The sequence below is a fragment of the Chitinophaga sp. 180180018-3 genome (assembly GCF_037893185.1).
GTDB lineage: Bacteria > Bacteroidota > Bacteroidia > Chitinophagales > Chitinophagaceae > Chitinophaga.
The window spans coordinates 6,132,209-6,151,330 of the sequence record NZ_CP140772.1; the positions used below are offsets into that span (position 1 = coordinate 6,132,209).

The 19,122-nt window shown below is 47.7% G+C and carries 17 protein-coding genes; 3 read left to right on the forward strand and 14 right to left on the reverse strand.

Translation table 11 applies throughout. The annotated features are described in order from the left end of the window. Positions 1-63: 63 nt before the first annotated feature. The 5 genes from UNH61_RS23850 to UNH61_RS23870 form a co-directional block, all read right to left on the reverse strand. Positions 64-1,164: a chorismate mutase gene (locus tag UNH61_RS23850; RefSeq protein WP_326994526.1), complete on the reverse strand. Its 1,101-nt coding sequence runs from the start codon at positions 1,162-1,164 to the stop codon at positions 64-66. Between the two features lie 33 nt (positions 1,165-1,197). Continuing rightward, complete coding sequence (locus UNH61_RS23855) at positions 1,198-2,040, reverse strand: prephenate dehydrogenase (RefSeq protein WP_326994527.1); 843 nt, start codon at positions 2,038-2,040, stop codon at positions 1,198-1,200. Beyond that, positions 2,037-3,200, reverse strand: a complete 1,164-nt coding sequence (locus UNH61_RS23860) for an aminotransferase class I/II-fold pyridoxal phosphate-dependent enzyme (RefSeq protein WP_326994528.1) — start codon at positions 3,198-3,200, stop codon at positions 2,037-2,039. The genes UNH61_RS23855 and UNH61_RS23860 overlap by 4 nt, the downstream gene beginning before the upstream one ends. 8 nt (positions 3,201-3,208) lie before the next feature. Continuing rightward, positions 3,209-4,033: a prephenate dehydratase gene (locus UNH61_RS23865; RefSeq protein ID WP_326994529.1), complete on the reverse strand. Its 825-nt coding sequence runs from the start codon at positions 4,031-4,033 to the stop codon at positions 3,209-3,211. 550 nt (positions 4,034-4,583) lie between these two features. Then, positions 4,584-4,832, reverse strand: coding sequence for a hypothetical protein (locus UNH61_RS23870; protein WP_326994530.1), 249 nt, complete (start codon positions 4,830-4,832; stop codon positions 4,584-4,586). 133 nt (positions 4,833-4,965) lie between these two features. Between UNH61_RS23870 and UNH61_RS23875 the strand changes: the two genes are divergently transcribed. Together UNH61_RS23875 and UNH61_RS23880 are read left to right on the forward strand one after the other, a co-directional pair. After that, entirely contained in the window at positions 4,966-5,541 is a 576-nt protein-coding gene (locus UNH61_RS23875; protein ID WP_326994531.1) for a sigma-70 family RNA polymerase sigma factor, read from the forward strand. Between the two features lie 14 nt (positions 5,542-5,555). After that, the gene (locus tag UNH61_RS23880) at positions 5,556-6,650 is read left to right on the forward strand and encodes a serine protease (RefSeq protein ID WP_326994532.1); all 1,095 of its coding nucleotides are present in this window, start codon (positions 5,556-5,558) and stop codon (positions 6,648-6,650) included. A 95-nt stretch (positions 6,651-6,745) separates the two neighbouring features. Here the strand turns inward: UNH61_RS23880 and UNH61_RS23885 are convergent, their stop codons facing one another. The 6 genes from UNH61_RS23885 to UNH61_RS23910 all read right to left on the reverse strand — a co-directional run bounded on the left by UNH61_RS23885 (position 6,746) and on the right by UNH61_RS23910 (position 14,671). Beyond that, positions 6,746-7,468, reverse strand: coding sequence for a carboxypeptidase-like regulatory domain-containing protein (locus UNH61_RS23885; protein WP_326994533.1), 723 nt, complete (start codon positions 7,466-7,468; stop codon positions 6,746-6,748). A 171-nt stretch (positions 7,469-7,639) separates the two neighbouring features. After that, on the reverse strand, positions 7,640-8,593 hold the full coding sequence (locus UNH61_RS23890) for an aldose 1-epimerase (protein WP_326994534.1): 954 nt from the start codon (positions 8,591-8,593) through the stop codon (positions 7,640-7,642). 80 nt (positions 8,594-8,673) lie between these two features. Then, positions 8,674-10,002 (reverse strand): xylose isomerase, encoded by a 1,329-nt coding sequence (gene xylA, locus UNH61_RS23895; protein ID WP_326994535.1) that lies wholly within the window; start codon positions 10,000-10,002, stop codon positions 8,674-8,676. Positions 10,003-10,038: 36 nt separating this feature from the next. Then, the gene (locus UNH61_RS23900) at positions 10,039-11,517 is read right to left on the reverse strand and encodes an FGGY family carbohydrate kinase (protein WP_326994536.1); all 1,479 of its coding nucleotides are present in this window, start codon (positions 11,515-11,517) and stop codon (positions 10,039-10,041) included. Between the two features lie 96 nt (positions 11,518-11,613). Continuing rightward, entirely contained in the window at positions 11,614-13,299 is a 1,686-nt protein-coding gene (locus tag UNH61_RS23905) for a sodium/sugar symporter (protein ID WP_326994537.1), read from the reverse strand. A gap of 235 nt (positions 13,300-13,534) precedes the next feature. After that, positions 13,535-14,671, reverse strand: coding sequence for an FAD-dependent oxidoreductase (locus UNH61_RS23910; RefSeq protein WP_326994538.1), 1,137 nt, complete (start codon positions 14,669-14,671; stop codon positions 13,535-13,537). A 150-nt stretch (positions 14,672-14,821) separates the two neighbouring features. On the opposite strand from UNH61_RS23910, the gene UNH61_RS23915 reads away from it, so the two are divergent. Further along, positions 14,822-15,868 (forward strand): NAD(P)-dependent alcohol dehydrogenase, encoded by a 1,047-nt coding sequence (locus UNH61_RS23915; RefSeq protein ID WP_326994539.1) that lies wholly within the window; start codon positions 14,822-14,824, stop codon positions 15,866-15,868. 100 nt (positions 15,869-15,968) lie between these two features. Here UNH61_RS23915 and ilvA read toward each other — a convergent pair whose 3' ends face one another. The 3 genes from ilvA to ilvN all read right to left on the reverse strand — a co-directional run bounded on the left by ilvA (position 15,969) and on the right by ilvN (position 19,103). After that, positions 15,969-17,225, reverse strand: a complete 1,257-nt coding sequence (gene ilvA / locus UNH61_RS23920; protein ID WP_326994540.1) for a threonine ammonia-lyase IlvA — start codon at positions 17,223-17,225, stop codon at positions 15,969-15,971. 166 nt (positions 17,226-17,391) lie between these two features. Beyond that, positions 17,392-18,435: a ketol-acid reductoisomerase gene (gene ilvC / locus UNH61_RS23925; RefSeq protein WP_326994541.1), complete on the reverse strand. Its 1,044-nt coding sequence runs from the start codon at positions 18,433-18,435 to the stop codon at positions 17,392-17,394. 113 nt (positions 18,436-18,548) lie between these two features. After that, positions 18,549-19,103: an acetolactate synthase small subunit gene (ilvN, locus tag UNH61_RS23930; RefSeq protein WP_326994542.1), complete on the reverse strand. Its 555-nt coding sequence runs from the start codon at positions 19,101-19,103 to the stop codon at positions 18,549-18,551. Positions 19,104-19,122: the final 19 nt, after the last annotated feature.

Here is a 19,122-nt window from a genome sequence, read left to right on the forward strand (position 1 = left end):
CACCTGCATACAGTTACTAACGGCTAAAAGCTGATGATTATTGATTATAATATTTGTAGCTGATTACTGTTCGTTCATCACTCTGTTCTGGCGGTTGATGGATTCCAGGTGTACCGCGTCAAAATATTTCAGGATGAATTCTTTGGTCAGGCCCAGTTTTTCACCTTTTGCAATCGCGCGGTCGAGGATCTCATTCCAGCGGTTAGTTTGCAGAATGGTGATATTGTTTTCTTTTTTGAACACACCGATCTTCTCAGCAATTTTCATACGATTGCCGAGCAGCAGCATGATCTCATCATCCACCTGGTTGATCTGAGCGCGGAGTTTTTCGAGTGCAGAGTTGAAATCTTTCTTATCAGTATGTTCTCTTCTCCACTGGATACCATCGAGCAGTTCAGCGAATTTCTCCGGTGTAATCTGTTGTTTGGCATCGCTCCATGCGTTGTCCGGATCTACGTGAGTTTCTACCATCAGACCATCGTAATCGAGGTCGATCGCTTCCTGGGAAACCTCCTGCAGAATATCGCGGCGACCGGAGATATGGCTGGGATCGCAGATCATCGGCAGTTCCGGCATACGGCGTTTCAGTTCAATCGCGAGGTGCCACATAGGCGCATTGCGGTATTGCGTATTACCATAGCTAGAGAAACCGCGGTGAATAAGTCCGAGTTTGTTAACACCGGCTTTCTGGATCCTTTCAACAGCACCAAGCCACAGTTCCAGATCGGGATTGATAGGGTTCTTGATCAATACAGTAGTATCCACCCCTCTGAGTGCATCCGCTACTTCCTGTACGGAGAAAGGATTCACGGTAGTACGGGCTCCTACCCAAAGAATATCCACACCAAAATGTAATGCATCTTCCACTTGTTTGGCAGTAGCTACTTCCACTGCTAAAGGCAGGCCGGTGAGTTCGCGGGCTTTCTGCAGCCATGCCAGCCCCTTAGTACCGATACCTTCGAAGGAACCGGGGCGGGTACGTGGTTTCCAGATACCGGCGCGTAATACATCTACTTTACCGGTTTTCTGCAGGGCGAGTGCGGTGGCCAGTACCTGCTCTTCAGTTTCTGCGCTGCAGGGACCGGAAATGATCAACGGCTTTTTGTCGGAAGACGGATCGGAGAATTTGGTTTTGGATAATATTTGTTCCATTGTCTGTACCATAGTATTGAAAGTTAAGGAGATTATCAGAATTAATTATTTCAGTATTTTTTTGATCTTATTTGACTTTTGAATCAGTTTGTAAAATGTGTCGTAGTCTTCCGTTTCCAGCAGTGATTTCATCTGCTGTAACTGACTGATATGTTCGTCGAGCACATCCAGTACATTGTTGCGGTTATGCTTGAAGATGGGCACCCACATATCCGGAGAGCTCTTTGCCAGTCGTACGGTGGATTCAAAACCACCACTGGCCAGTTCGAAGATGCGGCCGGATTCTTTTTCTTTCTTGAGCACCGTTAGTGCCAGTGCAAAAGACGTGATGTGAGAGATATGAGAAACATAGGCGGTATGCAGGTCATGTTCCTCACCGTTCATATATACGGTGCGCATCTGCAGCTGGTCTACCATGTTTTCTACTACTTCCAGGGCGTCATCATCGCTGTTTTTCACATCACAAAGCACCATGGTTTTATTGGCGAAGAGGTTGCGTACAGCGGCATCGGGACCGGAATACTCGGTGCCGGCCATCGGATGGGCAGCCACAAAGCGACCTCTGTTGGGATGACCGGCAACGAGTTGCAGTATTTTTTCTTTGGTGGAGCCTACATCCATAATCACCTGACCGGGGCGGACTTTATCCATGATTCCGGGCAGTGCTTTCAGCAAAGCATCAACAGGGATGGCCAGGATGACCAGATCAGCGCGAAGCATGGCATCATCGAGAGAAGCTGCTTCATCAATGATATTTAGTTCCAGGGCACGTTGCAGGTGTTCCTGATTCTGGTCGACCCCTATGATCCGCGATGCTACGCCTTTTTCTTTCAGCGTAATAGCCAGCGAACCGCCTATTAATCCTGTTCCTAATATTGTAACAATCATTTTACGTTGGTTTTGATACGATCTATCGCTTCCTGGAAAACTTTTTCATCCTGGCAAAGGCTTACCCTGATATAGCCGTTACCGTTACTGCCGAAGATACCGCCGGGAGTAATGAATACCCGGGCCTTCTGCAGGATTTCATCTGTGAGCGTATAACCATTTTCAGCGGTGGCGGGGATCTTCGCCCAAACGAACATGCCCACCTGGTTTTTATCATATGTGCAGTGCAGCAGGTCCAGTAACTGAAATACTTTTTCCCTGCGGGCACGGTAAATTTTATTCAGATCGTTGTACCATTCTTTGCCCAGGCCCAGTGCTTTTACTGCGGCCATTTGCATAGGCTGGAACATGCCTGAGTCCATGTTGCTTTTGAAACGCAGCACTTCGCCGATCCAGCTGGCTTTACCCACCAGCATCCCGATACGCCAGCCAGCCATGTTAGACGACTTACTGAGTGAGTTCAGCTCCAGCACCACGTCTTTTGCTCCTTCGAACTGCAACAGGCTTTCCGGTTGTTCATTCAGGATGAAGCTATACGGGTTATCGTGGCAGATCAGTATATTATGTGCTTTGGCGAAAGCGATCAGCTTCACAACAAACTCCCTGTTCAACTTAGCGCCGGTAGGCATATGCGGGTAGTTTACCCACATCAGCTTTACTTTGCTGAGATCTTTCTTGCTGAGAGCCTCCAGGTCTGGCAGCCAGCTGTTTTCTTCCTTCAGGTCGTAATCCACAACAGTGGCGCCGCTCAGGTTTACAGCGGAGCGATAGGTGGGATATCCCGGATTCGGGATTAACGCTTCATCCCCCTCCTGCAGGTAGGTCATGCAGATGTGCATAATCCCTTCCTTGGAGCCAATCAGCGGCAGCACCTCGGTATCCGGGTTAAGGGTTACCTGGTAGTAGCGCTGGTACCAATCGGCCATTGCTTTGCGCAGTGCCGGGATACCCTTATATCCCTGGTAAGCGTGGGTATTAGGCAGGGAAGCATTTTCCTTCAGTGCGTCCACTACATCCGGATGCGGAGGCAAGTCGGGGCTACCGATGCCCAGATTAATCACCCTGGTACCGGTTTGGTTCATTTCATCGATTTCCCGGAGCTTTTTGGAGAAATAGTATTCTTCCGTGCCTTGCAATCTTTTAGCGACCTGTATCTGCATAAAACTGATTAATGTGTTTTTCCTTTTTTATAAATACCCAGCACTTTCAGGTGTTCTGTCAGCGGTTCAATTTTCGCGAGCGCTTTTTCAAAGTGCGCGGTGTTGTCAAATTCCATATCAGCGTGGAAGTAATAATTCCATTCTTTCGCTGGGATGGGAAAAGACTGTAGTTTAGAGAGATTTATACCGGCATCGGCGATTTTAGTCAGCACTTTAGCCAGGCAACCTCTGTCATGGCTGGTTTGAAAATAAACCGAAGCTTTGTTAGCATCTTCGGGAGCAGCCACGGGCGTGCGCGAAACAGCCAGGAAGCGGGTATAATTATTTTTTACGGTATGGATATTAGGAGCGATGATATCGAGCTCAAATATTTCAGCAGCGAGCTTACCGGCGATAGCAGCTGTACTTTTCAGCTTTTTTTGTCTCACATGTTTAGCGCTGAGGGCGGTATCTTCCGTTTCTACCAGCTTGATATGCGGGTATTTCTCGAGGAAATCCATGCATTGGAGCAGTGCCATCGGATGGGAATGTACTTCGCGGATATCTTCGAGTGTTTGCCCTGGTAATACCATCAGGTGTTGATTGATCTGGAGGTAGAGCTCTCCGGTGATATGCAGGCCGGAATTTTTGATAAGGGTGTAGTTAGGTAAGATGCTGCCGGCGATGGAGTTCTCTATGGCCATAATACCTGCGTCCACATCGGGTTGTTGTTTCACCTTTTTAACCAGCTCTGCGAAGGATGCGCAGCATTCTACTTCGGTTTGTTTACCGAAATATCCCTGTGCGGCTACCTGGTGGAAAGATCCTTCAAACCCCTGAATGGCGATTTTCATGTGTATCTGATTGATTTTATTTATTTATAGTTGCTGTAGCAACTAGCTGTTAAAAACAGAAAGGGCCCCGTCTGCGGGACCCTTTGCGTAGTACTTTTATTTGTAAGTATATTATTGCAAACGAGTCCCCTGCTTCTTCGCATAAAAGAAGTAAGAGAAGTAATAAAAGAAATAATTATTTGACACTGGTTGTAACATATACTTAGTTAAGATATTGATATTAAAAAGGCCTTCCGGTTTCGGAAGGCCTTTTTGTAGTCTCTTTTATTTTTTACAAACGACCTCCCTATTCCTGGTACCAGAAATAATAAAAGCTAAAAAAGCCAAAGGTGGTTTGCTTAATCATGTACTTAGTTATTGTTTTTGACGATAGAACAAAAATACGGCACGATTTTAAATATCCAAGTGGGTTGCCGAAAAAATATTTTTTTTTCAACAACAACTATAGTTTCTTAAAATAATTTCAAAAAACAGGCGTAATTATACCGGACGGGGCAAAAAAAAACCGTTCCGGGTTACCGGAACGGCTATTTTATAAAAGCTCTTAAAATTATTTGTGAGCAGCAACTGAGTCGATTTTCTTAGCAGCTGAATCAACAGCGCCTTTAGCAGCAGCAGCAACAGAGTCAACTGCAGTAGTAGCAGCGCTAGTAGCAGCTTTAGCAGCTGAATCGATAGCAGCGCCAGCAGCAGTTGCAGTAGAATCACCAGCGTTTTCAGTTTTAGCGCCACCGCCGCAAGCTACAGCGAAAATACCGAAAGACAGTGCTAAGAAACCAATTTTGATTACGTTCTTCATGATACAATTAGTTTAAGTTGTTTTTTGAATGATTTAACCTTTATACCGGGGTCACCAAAAAGGTAACCCAAACTTTTAAAAAATTTTTTTTTCGGTACTTTGGGTTACCAAATGCCTTATAACCGTATTAAGAGTGAAGCAAAATCAAGACATAACAAGAGATAGGGAATTACTGCTGGGACTGGCAAAGGGAGACGATAAATCATTGGAAATCATCTATTCAGAGAATTTTCCGGTGGTATTGAGGATGATCCTGCAGCACAACGGGTCTGAAGATGACGCCAAAGACATTTTCCAGGAGGCTATTATAGTCTTATATGAAAAGGTACAGAAAGATGATTTTACTTTAAGCAGCCGGCTGAAAACTTTTCTTTATTCTGTTTGCCGCCATTTATGGCTGAAAAAAGTACAGCGTACCTACGGACTATATGCCTTAACACCTGAACTGGAAGAAGTTGTTCCTGCATCTGAGGAGTTAGCCGAGCATGAGGCGCGGGACCAGGAGTTCAGGGTGATGGAAGGAGCGATGAAGAACATTGGTCAACCCTGCCAGACAATACTGGAAGATTATTACCTGCATAAGAAATCCATGCAGGAAATAGCTGAAAAGTTTGGCTACACCAATGCAGAGAATGCCAAGAACCAGAAGTACAAGTGTCTGATGCGTTTGAAGAAGTTATTTTTTGATCAGTACAAATCACCACTTTAAGCAGAGAGCCAGCCATGAAAGAAGATATGATGTTAATACGTGATATTGAGCGTTACCTGGAAGGAGAAATGAACGAACAGGAGAAAACTGCTTTCGATGATTTACGCCGTAATAATCCATTGATAAACAAGCAAGTAGAAGAGCATCAGGCTTTTCTCCAACACCTGGATAACTTTGGAAACCGGAAGGCACTTCAGGCAAAGCTGGATCATATTCACCAGCAACTGGATATGCCGGTGCTGCGTAAACAGGCAGTGGAAGAAAATATGGCCGCGAAAAGGCTTACTATCCGTCGCCGTACCATCACCAACCTGGCAGCTGCGGCCTGCATCGCTTTAGTGACTTCCCTGTCAACTATTGCGATCATACAAAATGTAGCGAGGAATAAATCCACTGCACAGTATGAAGACGTAAGACGGGTGCTGAACAACATTCAGCGTTCCCAGAATGCGCTCATCAATGATATCAACAGCAAGAAGAAAGCTCCGACCAATCCGGGCACTTATGGAGGAACAGGCTTCGCAGTATCCGGCAACGGTTATATTGTGACCAACTATCATGTAGTAGCCGGTGCGGATTCTGTCTATGTACAAAATAATAAAGGAGAAGCCTTCAAAGCTGTCAGCATATTTGAAGATATTTCCAGCGACCTGGCGGTATTAAAGGTGGCTGATTCTACCTTTAAAGGCCAGCCGCTTCCCTACGCACTTAAACCACAGAGTGTGAAGCTGGGTGAAGAAGTTTTCACAATGGGATATCCCCGCGATGAAATCGTTTACGGCAAAGGATATATCAGTGCCAAAACCGGCTTCAATGGTGATACTACCGCCTACCAGGTATCTATACCTGTAAATCCGGGCAACAGCGGTGCCCCGCTGCTAGATAGTAAAGGGGATATTGTGGGTATAGTAACCGGCAAGCAGACTACTTCAGATGGTATTGCCTTTGCGGTGAAATCTGCCCACCTCAGACATCTGCTGGATGAAATGCCGAAAGATAAACAGATCAAAAAAGAACCAGCCCATAAAAGCCATCTCGATGGTCTGAATCGGGTTGACCAGATCAAGAAACTGGAAGAGTTTGTGTATATGGTGAAAGTGTATAACTGATGAGTGTTTGCAGATAGTTGATATAAGTAAAAAAGTTTGTAAAAAGAAAAGGATGGAACTAATGTTCCATCCTTTTCTTTTTAATATAATATGTGCTAGTGGCCGTTTTGCTTCCACGCCTTGTATTTGTCGGTGATCCAGTAGATCAGATCGTTGTTGGCGAGGGAACGCATGGTATTGTAATCCGGGTAATTATCGCGCATAAAGAGTTGGAGTGCATCGCCTTTGAGGCCGGTTACTCTGCTTACCAGCAGCGGCGTAAAACGGGAATCAATGAACTTCTCCTGCTCCATCTTTACATAATTTTCCTTGAACTGGCGTTTCTGACGCTCTTTTTTTGAAAAACGGGTGATGGGACTGAATACGATGCCAGCGCCCTGAGGAGTATTGCCTCCGGCGAGCGGCTTATTCGGCAAATCAAGCAGATAACCGTATTGATTGCGGCGTTCGATAGAATCGATCTGGTAGGGCGAATACTGAGAAGTGATCTCCACTCCTTTCAGGAACTTGCCGGCCGCTTCCAGTATTATGTTAGTAGTTTGGGTACCGGTAGTCTGGGTAACGGTGATAGTATCTGATCTATATCCTACGAAAGAAAATATGATATGATCTCCCCGGGAGGCGGATATCCTGTAGAAACCGCCCTGATCCGACAGCGATTTTTTCCCGTTAGTGGTATTATTGATGGTGGCATAGGGAAGCACCAGGTTGTTACTATCGGAGATCATACCGGTAACTATTACCTGTGCCTGTGCCAGGGAACCAAATGCCATACTGAAAATACAGCCCAGTGCTATAAAACGTATAAGAGCCTTCATATAATGAATGGTAGTTTAAACTGCTGATTCCTTTCCTTGTTTTTTCAAACAGATTAGTATAAACATTGTTTATACTGCAAGTAAGGTACAAATTAAAGGAAATGCTACCGTATTAACGCAAAAATCCTTCCGCATGGTGCGAAAGGATTGCTGTTTAATAACCCGATACGGCTACAAAGTAATTTTATAGCGGGTACTGAATGTTTTACTTTCTCCGGCAGCCAGTTTTACCAGTCCCAGGCCATTGTTGAAGGCATCGGGAGCCCCGCTGAGGTTTTCCACAGCGATGCTGGTGCGATGAGGCGGAATATAGATCTGAAGAATCGGATAGCTGTTTTCCGGGTAGAATGCAATCCGGATATTTTTCTTCGGATCAAAGATGGAAGCCTGCGGTTGTTGTTGTTGCTGATCCAATACAAAAGAGTTATCCAGCTCCACTCCCGCCAGGTTCTTACCAGTTACGAAGTTTGTATAAGGCAACACTTTACCGGTTGGCAGTAATTTTTCATCGAACTCAACTATTTCTTTGGAGGCAAATTTCAGCTCCAGCTCATCCACGGGTGTACCGGTGCTGAAGTAAGGGTGCCATCCGTCCATTACAGGAATGGTGCTGTTGCTCTGGTTTACCAATGTGGTGCTGATCTTCAGCTCATTGCCCGGCAACAGCGAGAAAGTGGCCACACACTCATAAGCGAATGGATACCCTGCATCATCTGTTTGTTTAAAAAGATGGGAAAGGGTAACAGATGCTTCCTGATCGTTGGCCTGTTGCGCAGTTACCGTAAATGGCACATCGTACAGGAGGCCGTGAATCGCATTTCCGGGCGCCAGTGTTTTCTGGATACTATAGGATTTTCCTTCCCAGGTGTATTTTCCATCTTTCATACGGCAGGCGTACGGGCTCAGCTTCACACTTTTGAAGCTGCTGCGCAGATTGGATTCCAGATCAGACAGATCTTTATAACTGTCGATCAGATTGAGGGTTTCCCCGTTTTGTTTCACCTTAAAAGCATGGAGTAACGCACCAAATGCAGGTATGATCTCCACCTGTGTACCGGTTTCCAGGTCCTGTAGTGCTACGATATCAAATCCTGCTTCTTTAAAAGAATGGATACCAAATTTCATTGTTCAATAATTTGGGAGAAAATATAAAACATTTTGGGATCTTGTTAACAGATAATTCTGCTAACAAGATCCCTGAAATATTAAATGTTGGCATTGATCAGATTCTCCAGCCACTCCTGTTTGCCGCTGATGAGGGCGGGTTCTCCGTTTGCGGCGGCGAAATTACGGAGGTCTTCCAACGTTAGTTTGCCGGCTTCGAATTCCTGTCCCTTGCCACTGTCGAAAGACACGTAGCGATCGTGGCGGAATTTTTTATAGGGAGAAGATGTCAGCACTTTTTCAGCCACGATAGCTGCTCTGGCGAAGGTGTCGATACCACCGATGTGAGCATGGAAGATATCTTCCAGATCAGTGGAGTTACGGCGTGTTTTGGCATCGAAGTTAACGCCACCTCCGGCGAAGCCGCCCACTTCGAGTATGATGAGCATACTTTCTATCAGATCGTTGAGATTGGTGGGGAACTGGTCGGTATCCCATCCGTTTTGGGCATCTCCGCGGTTAGCGTCGATGCTGCCCAGCATACCTGCGTCGGCAGCCACCTGCAGCTCATGCTGGAAGGTGTGCCCGGCGAGGGTAGCGTGGTTGACTTCCAGGTTCAGTTTAAAATCTTTGTCCAGTCCGTAGTGACGAAGGAAACCTATTACGGTAGCGGCATCGTAATCGTACTGGTGTTTGGTAGGTTCGCAGGGCTTGGGCTCGATAAAGAACGTGCCTTTAAAGCCTTTACCACGTGCATAATCGCGGGCCATAGTGAGGAAGCGGGCCAAGTGTTCCTGTTCGCGCTTCATATTGGTATTCAGCAATGTCATGTAGCCTTCGCGGCCGCCCCAGAATACATAGTTTTCGCCACCCAGCGCAATGGTGGCATCCAGTGAATTTTTCACCTGAGCGCCGGCATAAGCCAGTACCGCAAAGTCGGGGTTGGTAGCAGCTCCGTTCATATAACGCGGATTGCTGAACACATTTGCAGTGCCCCACAGCAGCTTTACTCCACTCGCCTGCTGCTTCTGTTTTGCATAGGCTACGATCTGCTGCATGCGGCTTTCGTATTCAGCTACGTTGGCGCCTTCATCTACCAGGTCCACATCATGGAAGCAGTAGTATGGAAGGCCCATTTTGGTAATGAACTCAAACGCAGCGTCCATCTTGTCTTTAGCACTCTGAACGGCATCGGGGGCTGTCAGCCAGGGGAACTTCCTGGTACCAGGACCGAAAGGATCTCCGCCGGTGCCACAGAAGGTATGCCAGTAGGATACGGCAAAACGGAAAAGGTCTTTCATCGGTTTACCTGCGATGATGCGGTTTTCATCGTACCATTTATACGCAAGCGGGTTATCCGATTGGGGGCCTTCAAACTGTATTTTGCCAATCCCTTTAAAATACTCCATGTTTCCTAATGTAATACTCATAACTGGTGTGGTTTTCTAAAATGCGAATGAAATATATTATTGCATCAATGTACGCAATTTGCTGAGCCAATGCTGATACGCTTCCCGGTATTGCGGTTGCAGCGCGGGATCCGGTTCTATTACCGACAGGCATTCCATACCGCGGAAAACATCGGCCCCGCTGAGGTAGCCGGCGCCGGCGGCAGCACCCCTGGCGGCGCCCTGGGCCCCATCGGTATTGTATAATTCTATCACTACATTGGCGGTGTTGGCAAAAGCTTCTCTGAAGAGCGGGCTGAGGAACATATTGGCATGTCCGGCTCTTACCCGGTGAATATTCAGATCCATTCCTGCCATGATATCGAGGCCGTAATTGAGCCCGAATACGATCCCTTCCTGCACTGCACGCATCACGTGAGTGCGGTTATGCCGGTTGAAATCGAGGCCGGAAAGCGTGGCGCCTGTTTGTTTATTGCCCAGTACACGCTCAGCGCCGTTCCCGAATGGAAACACCTGCAGGTTATCTGCACCGATAGCTGCCTGTTGCGCCAGGCTGTTCATTTCAGGGTAGCTGACGTCGCCAGCAAAGTTCTTCAGCCAGCTGTTGGCAATACCGGTGCCGTTCAGGCACATCAGCACGCCATTTCTCGTATGTGCCTGATCGTTATTCACGTGTACGAATGTATTGACGCGGCTTTGTTTGTCGAAGCTGTTTTTATCGTGCACGGCATACACCACGCCGGAGGTCCCCGCAGTAGTGGCTGCTTCTCCCGGCTGCAGTACATTCAGTGAAAAGGCGTTGTTGGGCTGATCGCCGGCACGGTAGGTAACCGGAATGCCCGGGCGCAGTTTCAACGCCGCTGCAGCGGCGGAAGTGAGCTGGCCCTGCTGGCCGAAAGTGGGCACCACTGCCGACAGCAGGTTTTCATCTATTTTATAGTAATTCAGTAGTTCCCGGGATATTGCCGCTGCCTGAAAATCCCAGAAGGTTCCTTCAGAAAGCCCGGAAATAGTGGTACATGCTTCGCCGGTCAGCTTCATGGCGATGAAATCGCCGGGGAGCATCACTTTGTGAATCTGTTCGTAGATATGCGGTTCATTCTCCTGCACCCAGCGCAGCTTTGAGGCGGTGAAGTTACCAGGCGAATTCAGAAGATGCGAGAGGCTGTATTCTTCGCCCAGGGATTTGAAAGCGGTGTTGCCGATGCCTACAGCGCGGCTGTCGCACCAGATAATAGCAGGGCGCAATACCTGTTGCTGTTTATCTACACAAACCAGTCCATGCATCTGGTAGGCAATGCCAATGCCATTCACCTGTTCCGGACTAACCGGAAATTTCTGCAGTAATATGCGGGTGGCGTTGATCACTTCCTGCCACCAGTTTTCCGGTTGCTGTTCGGCCCAATCAGGACGAGGTGTTTCAATAGCCATCTCTTTTTCGGGGGAGATCGCTGTAGCAGCGCAAACACCGGTGTCTGCGTTCAGCAGGGCTGCTTTGACGGATGAGGATCCAATATCGTAGCCAATAAAATACATAACGTGTGAATATTACTAATCTGATTAAACAAGACCGGATATTCGGTGGCATTGCTGCCCCAGAATATCCGGCGTGAAAATATAAAATGTTTTTTATTACCAGAATACGGTATAGAGGGCAATCAGGATACCCACGATCAGCAATGCGCCAACAGTAAAGCCCAGATTGGGTTTGAACATACTGGCATCGACGGCCAGGCCTTTCGGATTGTTGGCACTGCTTTTATCGGACAGGGTGATGATGATCATGCCGATTACGCAAACCAGGAATACGAAGCCCATACGGTCGATGAAGGCCATTTCCCACAGGCCGCTATCGGGGTTCAGCGCAGAGAGGCCCACCGCATGCAGGGGCTCCAGGTTTACCCAACCCGGCATGAACTTCAGCAGGAAGGAAAGCGCCAGACCGCCAATCATCGCAAACATGGCTGCTTTGGAAGTAGTTCTTTTCCAGAAGAAGCCCAGAGCAAACATGGCAAACACACCAGGCGATACGAAACCAGTATACTCCTGTATGAACTGGAAGCCGCCTTTTTTGTCGATGCCGAGGAAGTTGGAGATCACAATAGCGATCACCATGGTTACGATTACCACCATACGACCTACTCCAACGATCTTTTTCTCGTCGGCATCTTTGTTATATATCTTCTTATAAATATCCAGTGAAAAAATAGTGGAGATACTATTGGCTTTACCTGCCAGAGAAGCCACCACCGCAGCTGTAAGTGCTGCGAAAGCCAGGCCTTTCAGTCCTATCGGCAGAAGGTTGAGCAATACCGGATACGCGTTATCCGCATTCAGGGAACCACCTTTCGTCATCGACTGCACGAAATCGCCATGATTCTGGGAATACAGCACGTATGCAGCAATACCGGGCAACACCACAATTACCGGCATGAGCAGCTTCAGGAAACCGGCAAACAGCAGGCCGCTGCGCGCAGTTTTCAGATCAGCGCCCAGGGCGCGCTGTGTGATATACTGGTTACAGCCCCAGTAGTTCAGGTTAACGATCCACATACCGCCTATCAGTACACTAAGCCCTGGCAGGTCGAGATACTTGGGATTGTCTTTATGAAGAATCATATGGAAATGCTCACTGGCATGCTGCGTCATCAGCGAGAATCCTTTCAGAACGCCTGTTTCACCAAAATGAGCGGACACCAGCTGCAATGCGAGGTAAGTAGTAGCCAGACCGCCGAGGATGAGGAAAAATACCTGTATCACATCTGTATAACCAATTACCTTCATACCTCCCAATGTGATGAGGATGGCAAAGAATGCCAGGGCCACCATACAGGCGTAGAAGTTAATACCGGAGATGGTAGACACCGCGAGGGCGCCCAGGTAAAGGATGGAAGTCAGATTCACTACTACATACAGCAGCAGCCAGAACACGGCCATGATGGTACTTACCGTTTGGTTATACCTTCGCTCCAGGAACTGTGGCATCGTATAGATCTTGTTCTTCAGGTAGATGGGCAGGAAGAACACAGCCACCACTATGAGTGTGGCGGCGGCCATCCATTCGTAGGTGGAAATGGCCAGACCTATATTAAACCCGTTCCCCGACATCCCGATAAACTGTTCAGCGGAGATATTGGAAGCGATCAGCGAAGCGCCTATCGCCCACCAGGTAAGGGAGCCTTCTGCCAGGAAAAAGTCTTTCGAATCGGTAGTTGTTTTCTTCTTTTTCCGGTAGATATAGTAACCATACCCGGCCACTATTAAAAAATATACCAGGAACACCAGGTAGTCGAAGGTGTGTAAGGATTTTGTTTGCATAACGTTCAAACGTGGTTATAAAAAATTTGGCGGATCAATATACATAATAAATGTAAAAAATACGCTTACTAAAATTTATTTTATGTAAAAAGTCTTTCCGCGGGTCGCCGGACCTCTACAGTAAGCAGCCGGGAGATGTTGGCATTTTATGAAACCTGAACAGCTAACGGAGTGCATTACGTGGAAATAAAAATAAATATAAAAAAAAACGGAAAAGCGAGCGGTAAATTGTTTTTCACGTTAATGCCATGTCTGCAATCTGGTCGCCGATCATTGATCCGATGGCTACGCCCATGCCGCCCATACGCACGCCCAGTACGACGTTAGGCGAGTGCATTTTAACCAGGGGTTGTTTATCGGGGCCGAAGGCCATGATACCCGTCCACCGGTCAGCTATGGTTACCTCGCGGCCCGGGAGTATCACGGTATGCAGCAGGTGTTCCAGTTCCTGTTGTATATGGCTGCTAAAACCGAAGCTGGTAGTGGTTTCCCCTTCAAAGTCGAGCTGCCGGCCGCCGCCCAGCAATATCCTGCCCTCCAATTCGCGGAAATAATAATAGCCTTCATTCATATGGAAGATGCCCTTAAAGGGCAGATGGCTTATGGGTTCGGTAATCAGTACCTGTCCTCTGCCCGGATTGATTGTTTCCTCCGGGATCAGTGCACGGGTAAAGGCATTGGTGCAGACCAGGACTTTGCGGGCGCGGAATTCCATCTCTTCCTGCAGGGTGTGATTGGTCACAGTAACGCCAACGCCTGTGTGAAAATCGTGCAGATCCTTAACAGGGCAGCCGGTTTTGATTTCCACGCCTGCGGAGATAGCGGTGTCGATGAGGGCGCGCATCATTTTGCCGGTATGTAGTTCGCCTTCAAAATTGTTCCTGATGAGCGACTTTATTTGTTGCGTTGCGAAACCGAAACCGGGGAGCTTTCCATCGGCTCTGGAAAAGGCGGGCTGGCCGTTGAACAAAGGGCTGAGGAGGTGATTTACTTCCTCCAGCCGGGGCAATGCCCATTCTTCCGCGGCGCTGATCAATTCGAAGCTTCCATTTTCTTCGTAGCCCATGATGCGATCGCCCAGGCGGCGGCGCAGTAGCTGTAACCCGGCAAGGCGAAGGCTTACGAGGTGCAGAACGGTTTCGTGCGGCATGGTTTGCAGATCGGCCAGGATTTCGGTGAGGCTGCCGATGCAGGCAAAGCCGGCATTTTTAGTGCTGGCGCCAGTAGGTAGTATTTCACGTTCGAGCACGAGAACGCGGGCTGCCGGCACCTTGTCTTTCAGGCTGATGGCGGCGGAGAGGCCAACGATCCCACTTCCTATGATGATATAATCGTATTGTAAGAGGCTTTGTTTTTCCCAGTAGCTAAGCATGTTTGCCTGGTTTATATGTTTGTTAAACGGATCAGGAAGATAACAACCGGCCCAAAAGTTATCAAAAAAACCTAAAACAAGGAGTTAACCTGCTCATTACGCGATGAATACATCAAATTACGTAGATTCGGTGCCTAAAACTGTCAAACTATGATTGCTACCAAAGCTTATGCAGTTCAAGACGCCCAATCGCCGCTGGGTCCGTGGAATTTTGAGCGCCGGGAACCTGGTCCGCACGACGTACAAATTGAAATCCTCTATTGTGGAGTTTGCCACTCCGATATACACCAGGTTAGGAATGAGTGGGGAAATTCTATTTACCCGATGGTACCGGGCCACGAAATTGTTGGCCGCATTGTTAAAACCGGTGCGCATGTAACCCGGTTCAAGGTGGGAGACCTGGCTGGCATCGGCTGTTTCGTAGATTCGTGCCGGGAGTGCGATCCCTGCAAATCCGGAGAAGAGCAATATTGTGTAACCGGAGGAGCCAGCACCTACAACGGTTACGAAATGGATCGTAAAACGCTTACCTACGGAGGCTATTCTACTGCTATTGTAGTGGATGAAAAATATACGCTGAAAGTATCCGATAAATTGCCGCTGGAAGGTGTAGCACCATTATTATGTGCCGGTATTACCACCTATTCCCCGCTGCGTCACTGGAATGTGGGCAAAGACCACAAAGTGGGCGTAGTCGGACTTGGCGGGCTGGGTCATATGGCCGTAAAGCTGGCAGCCTCTATGGGCGCGGAAGTGACCATGCTGAGTACCTCTCCTTCCAAGGAAGCAGATGCGAAAAAGCTGGGTGCACATCATTTTGCGCTGACCAATGATAAAGCGCAGCTGAAGGGGTTGCAGAACAAATTCGACTTTATCCTGAATACAATTTCGGCTCCACATGATTACAATACCTACCTGAGCTTACTCACCCTGAATGGTGTGATGATTTGTCTTGGTGTGCCTCCGGAGCCCTCTGCTGTTCCAGCCTTCAACCTGATCATGGGGCGTAGAAGTATTGCCGGATCTCTGATAGGTGGCATCCGCGAAACGCAGGAAATGCTGGATTACTGTGCGGAGCATAACATCACCAGTGATGTAGAAGTGATTAATGTGAAGGATATTAATACCGCTTATGAGCGGATGATGAAGGGAAATGTGAAGTATAGGTTTGTGATAGATGTGAAGAAGAGTTTTTAGGAATTAAGAATGGAGAATATAGAATTAAGAATTAGGGCGAAGACCTTAGCAATTGATATTATTTGCTATGGTCTTCGCCCTAATTCTCTATTTTTAATTCCTATACCAGATACCCGAACAGGCTGTCGTCTTTATTCAGCTCCGTATATTGGAAGTTGGATTTCCTGAAATTAGCGATCAGTTTGTTGTAATCTTCTCTGTTCTTCAGTTCTACGCCAACGAGGGCGGGCCCAATTTCTTTGTTGTGTTTCTGAATATATTCGAAGCGGGTGATATCATCATCGGGGCCGAGGATGTGGTTTACAAATTCCTTCAGGGCGCCGGGGCGTTGGGCGAAACGCACGATGAAATAATGTTTCAGGCCTTCGTAAAGGAGGGAACGTTCCTTGATTTCCTGCATACGATCGATATCGTTGTTGCTGCCGCTGAGCACACACACTACTTTTTTCCCTTTGATTTCTTCTGCGAAACTATCGAGGGCTGCGATGGAGAGGGCGCCGGCAGGTTCTGCTACGATAGCGTCTTCGTTGTACAGGCGTAATATGGTGGAGCATACTTTGCCTTCCGGTACCAGCTGCATTTGGTGCAGTACTTCTTTGCAGATTTCATAATTGAGGGTGCCTACTCTTTTCACGGCTGCGCCGTCTACGAAACGTTCGATTTCGTTGAGCGTAACGGGGCCGCCGTTTTCGAGGGCCCGGAGCATGGAAGGAGCGCCTTCGGGCTCCACGCCGATGATGCGTGTACCCGGACTATATGTTTTAAAGTAAGTACCGAGGCCAGCTGCCAGGCCTCCACCTCCTACCGGTACAAAGAGATAATCGATGCCGGTCTGGTCTTCCAAAATTTCCACTGCTACGGTACCTTGTCCTTCTATGATCTTGGGATTATCGAAAGGCGGGATAAAGGTCATGCCATTGGCTTTGGTGAAGCGCTGTGCCTCAGCGGAGCAATCATCGAAGGTATCGCCGATGAGGCGGATCTCGATATTATCACCACCGAACATATTCACCTGGTTAACTTTTTGTTTAGGTGTGATCACGGGCATGAACACCACACCTTTTATATTCATGGCCTTGCAGGCGTAGGCAAAGCCCTGTGCGTGGTTACCGGCGCTGGCGCAGGTAACACCCTTCGACAATAACTCCGCCGGCAGGCTGCTGATCAGGTTGTAAGCGCCACGCAACTTGTAGGAGCGCACGATCTGCATATCCTCTCTTTTCAGATATACATCACAGTTATAACGCCGGGAAAGGTTGGCATTATACATCAGGGGCGTGCGGGTGATCACTGGCTTCAGTTTCACGGCCGCATCGAGGATATTAAGAGAATTGACGCTACTCTTCACTTCAGACATAAAACGTATTTAAAAGACGAATGGCAAATCATTTCCGGATTCCCGAAATTACTGACCCTGGTATTTAGCAGAGAAAAGGAAATACTTCCTGGTACTACTAAATACCGGCGCCAATAATTTGAGGAATTCGAAAATGATTTGCCATCCGTCACTATTATTTTAATGATTAAGCGTTGGGACGCAGCTTACGTACAGCTGCACCTGCCTGCCACATTTCGCTTTCGCGCAGTTCTTTCAGTTCTTCGTTCAGTTTCTCACGATAGTCGGCTGTACTGTTAGATGCGATAGAACGAGCAGCTTCTTTACCAGCAGCAACGCTGGCGTACAGTTCGTCGAATACCGGCTGGGTAGCGTCTTTGAATTTCTTCCACCAGTCGAGCGCACCGCGCTGAGCAGTAGTAGAGCAGTTAGCATACATCCAGTCCATACCGTTTTCAGCTACGAGTGGCATGAGTGACTGGGTCAGTTCTTCTACTGTTTCGTTGAACGCTTCAGAAGGAGAGTGACCATTTCTGCGCAGTGTTTCGTATTGAGCAGCGAAGATACCCTGGATACAACCCATCAGAGAACCGCGTTCGCCGGTGAGGTCAGAGAATACTTCTTTTCTGAAATCTGTTTCGAACAGGTAACCGGAGCCTACGCCGATACCCAGTGCTACAACGCGTTCTTTAGCGCGGCCGGTAGCATCCTGGAAGATAGCGTAGCTGGAGTTCAGGCCCTGACCAGCCAGGAACAGGCGGCGCAGAGAAGTACCGGAACCTTTTGGAGCCACGAGGATCACGTCAACATCGGCCGGAGGAATGATACCTGTTTGCTCTTTGTAAGTAATACCAAATCCATGGGAGAAGTACAGTGCTTTACCAGGAGTCAGGAATTGCTTTAAAGTAGGCCACAGGGTGATCTGGCCAGCATCAGACAGCAGGAACTGGATAATAGTACCTTTCTGTGCTGCTTCTTCGATTTCGAACAACGTTTCACCAGGAACCCAGCCATCAGCTACTGCTTTATCCCAGGTTTTGGAATTTTTACGTTGACCAACAATAACATTAAAGCCATTGTCTTTCAGGTTCAGTGCCTGGCCGGGGCCTTGTACCCCATAACCGATCACTGCAATCACTTCGTTCTTCAGCACTTCCCTTGCTTTTTCCATAGGGAATTCTTCTCTGGTTACTACTTCTTCGAGTACCCCTCCAAAATTGATGGTTGCCATGTATTGATTTTTTTTAGCTGTTAGCTAATCGCTTTGGAGCTTTTAGCTGAGGTGTGATTTGAATGAATAATGATTAAATCTTTATGTTACTGCTTTTCAGGGCAGCGTTTCATTTATGCGCTTGCTTTTTGTTTCAGGATCTCTGCTTCCTGCTGGTCCAGTTCTTTCAGATGATCATGGAAACGACGGCTCCATTTCACGATGGCTACTCTTCCACTCTTCGAATATTCGATCAGTCCGTATGGTTCCAGTTTCTTGATAAAATCTGTCAGCTCCTGCTGGTGGCCTGTTTTCTCTATCACAAAATAATCGGCGGTGATGGTGAGGATACGCGCGTTGTTTTCGCGGATCAGTCGCTCTATATCGCCGGTATGTAAAGACCTGGTAGAGATTTTATATAAAGCCAGTTCCTGGTATACAACATCTTCCTCATCATGTACAAAAGCACGGTGGATTTCGATCAGCCGTTCGATCTGTCCGACTATCTTTTCCAGTTTTTCACGTGTAGACATCACCGTTATGATGAATTTATACACGCCGGGGATCTCCGTCTCCGCCGTTGTCAGACTGGTGATGTTGATGCCCCTCCGGGTAAATATAATGGTGATACGGTTGGTGATCCCTATACGGTCTTCCGTATATACCGTTACTGTATATTCTTTTTGCATATACCTGTTGTGAATTACA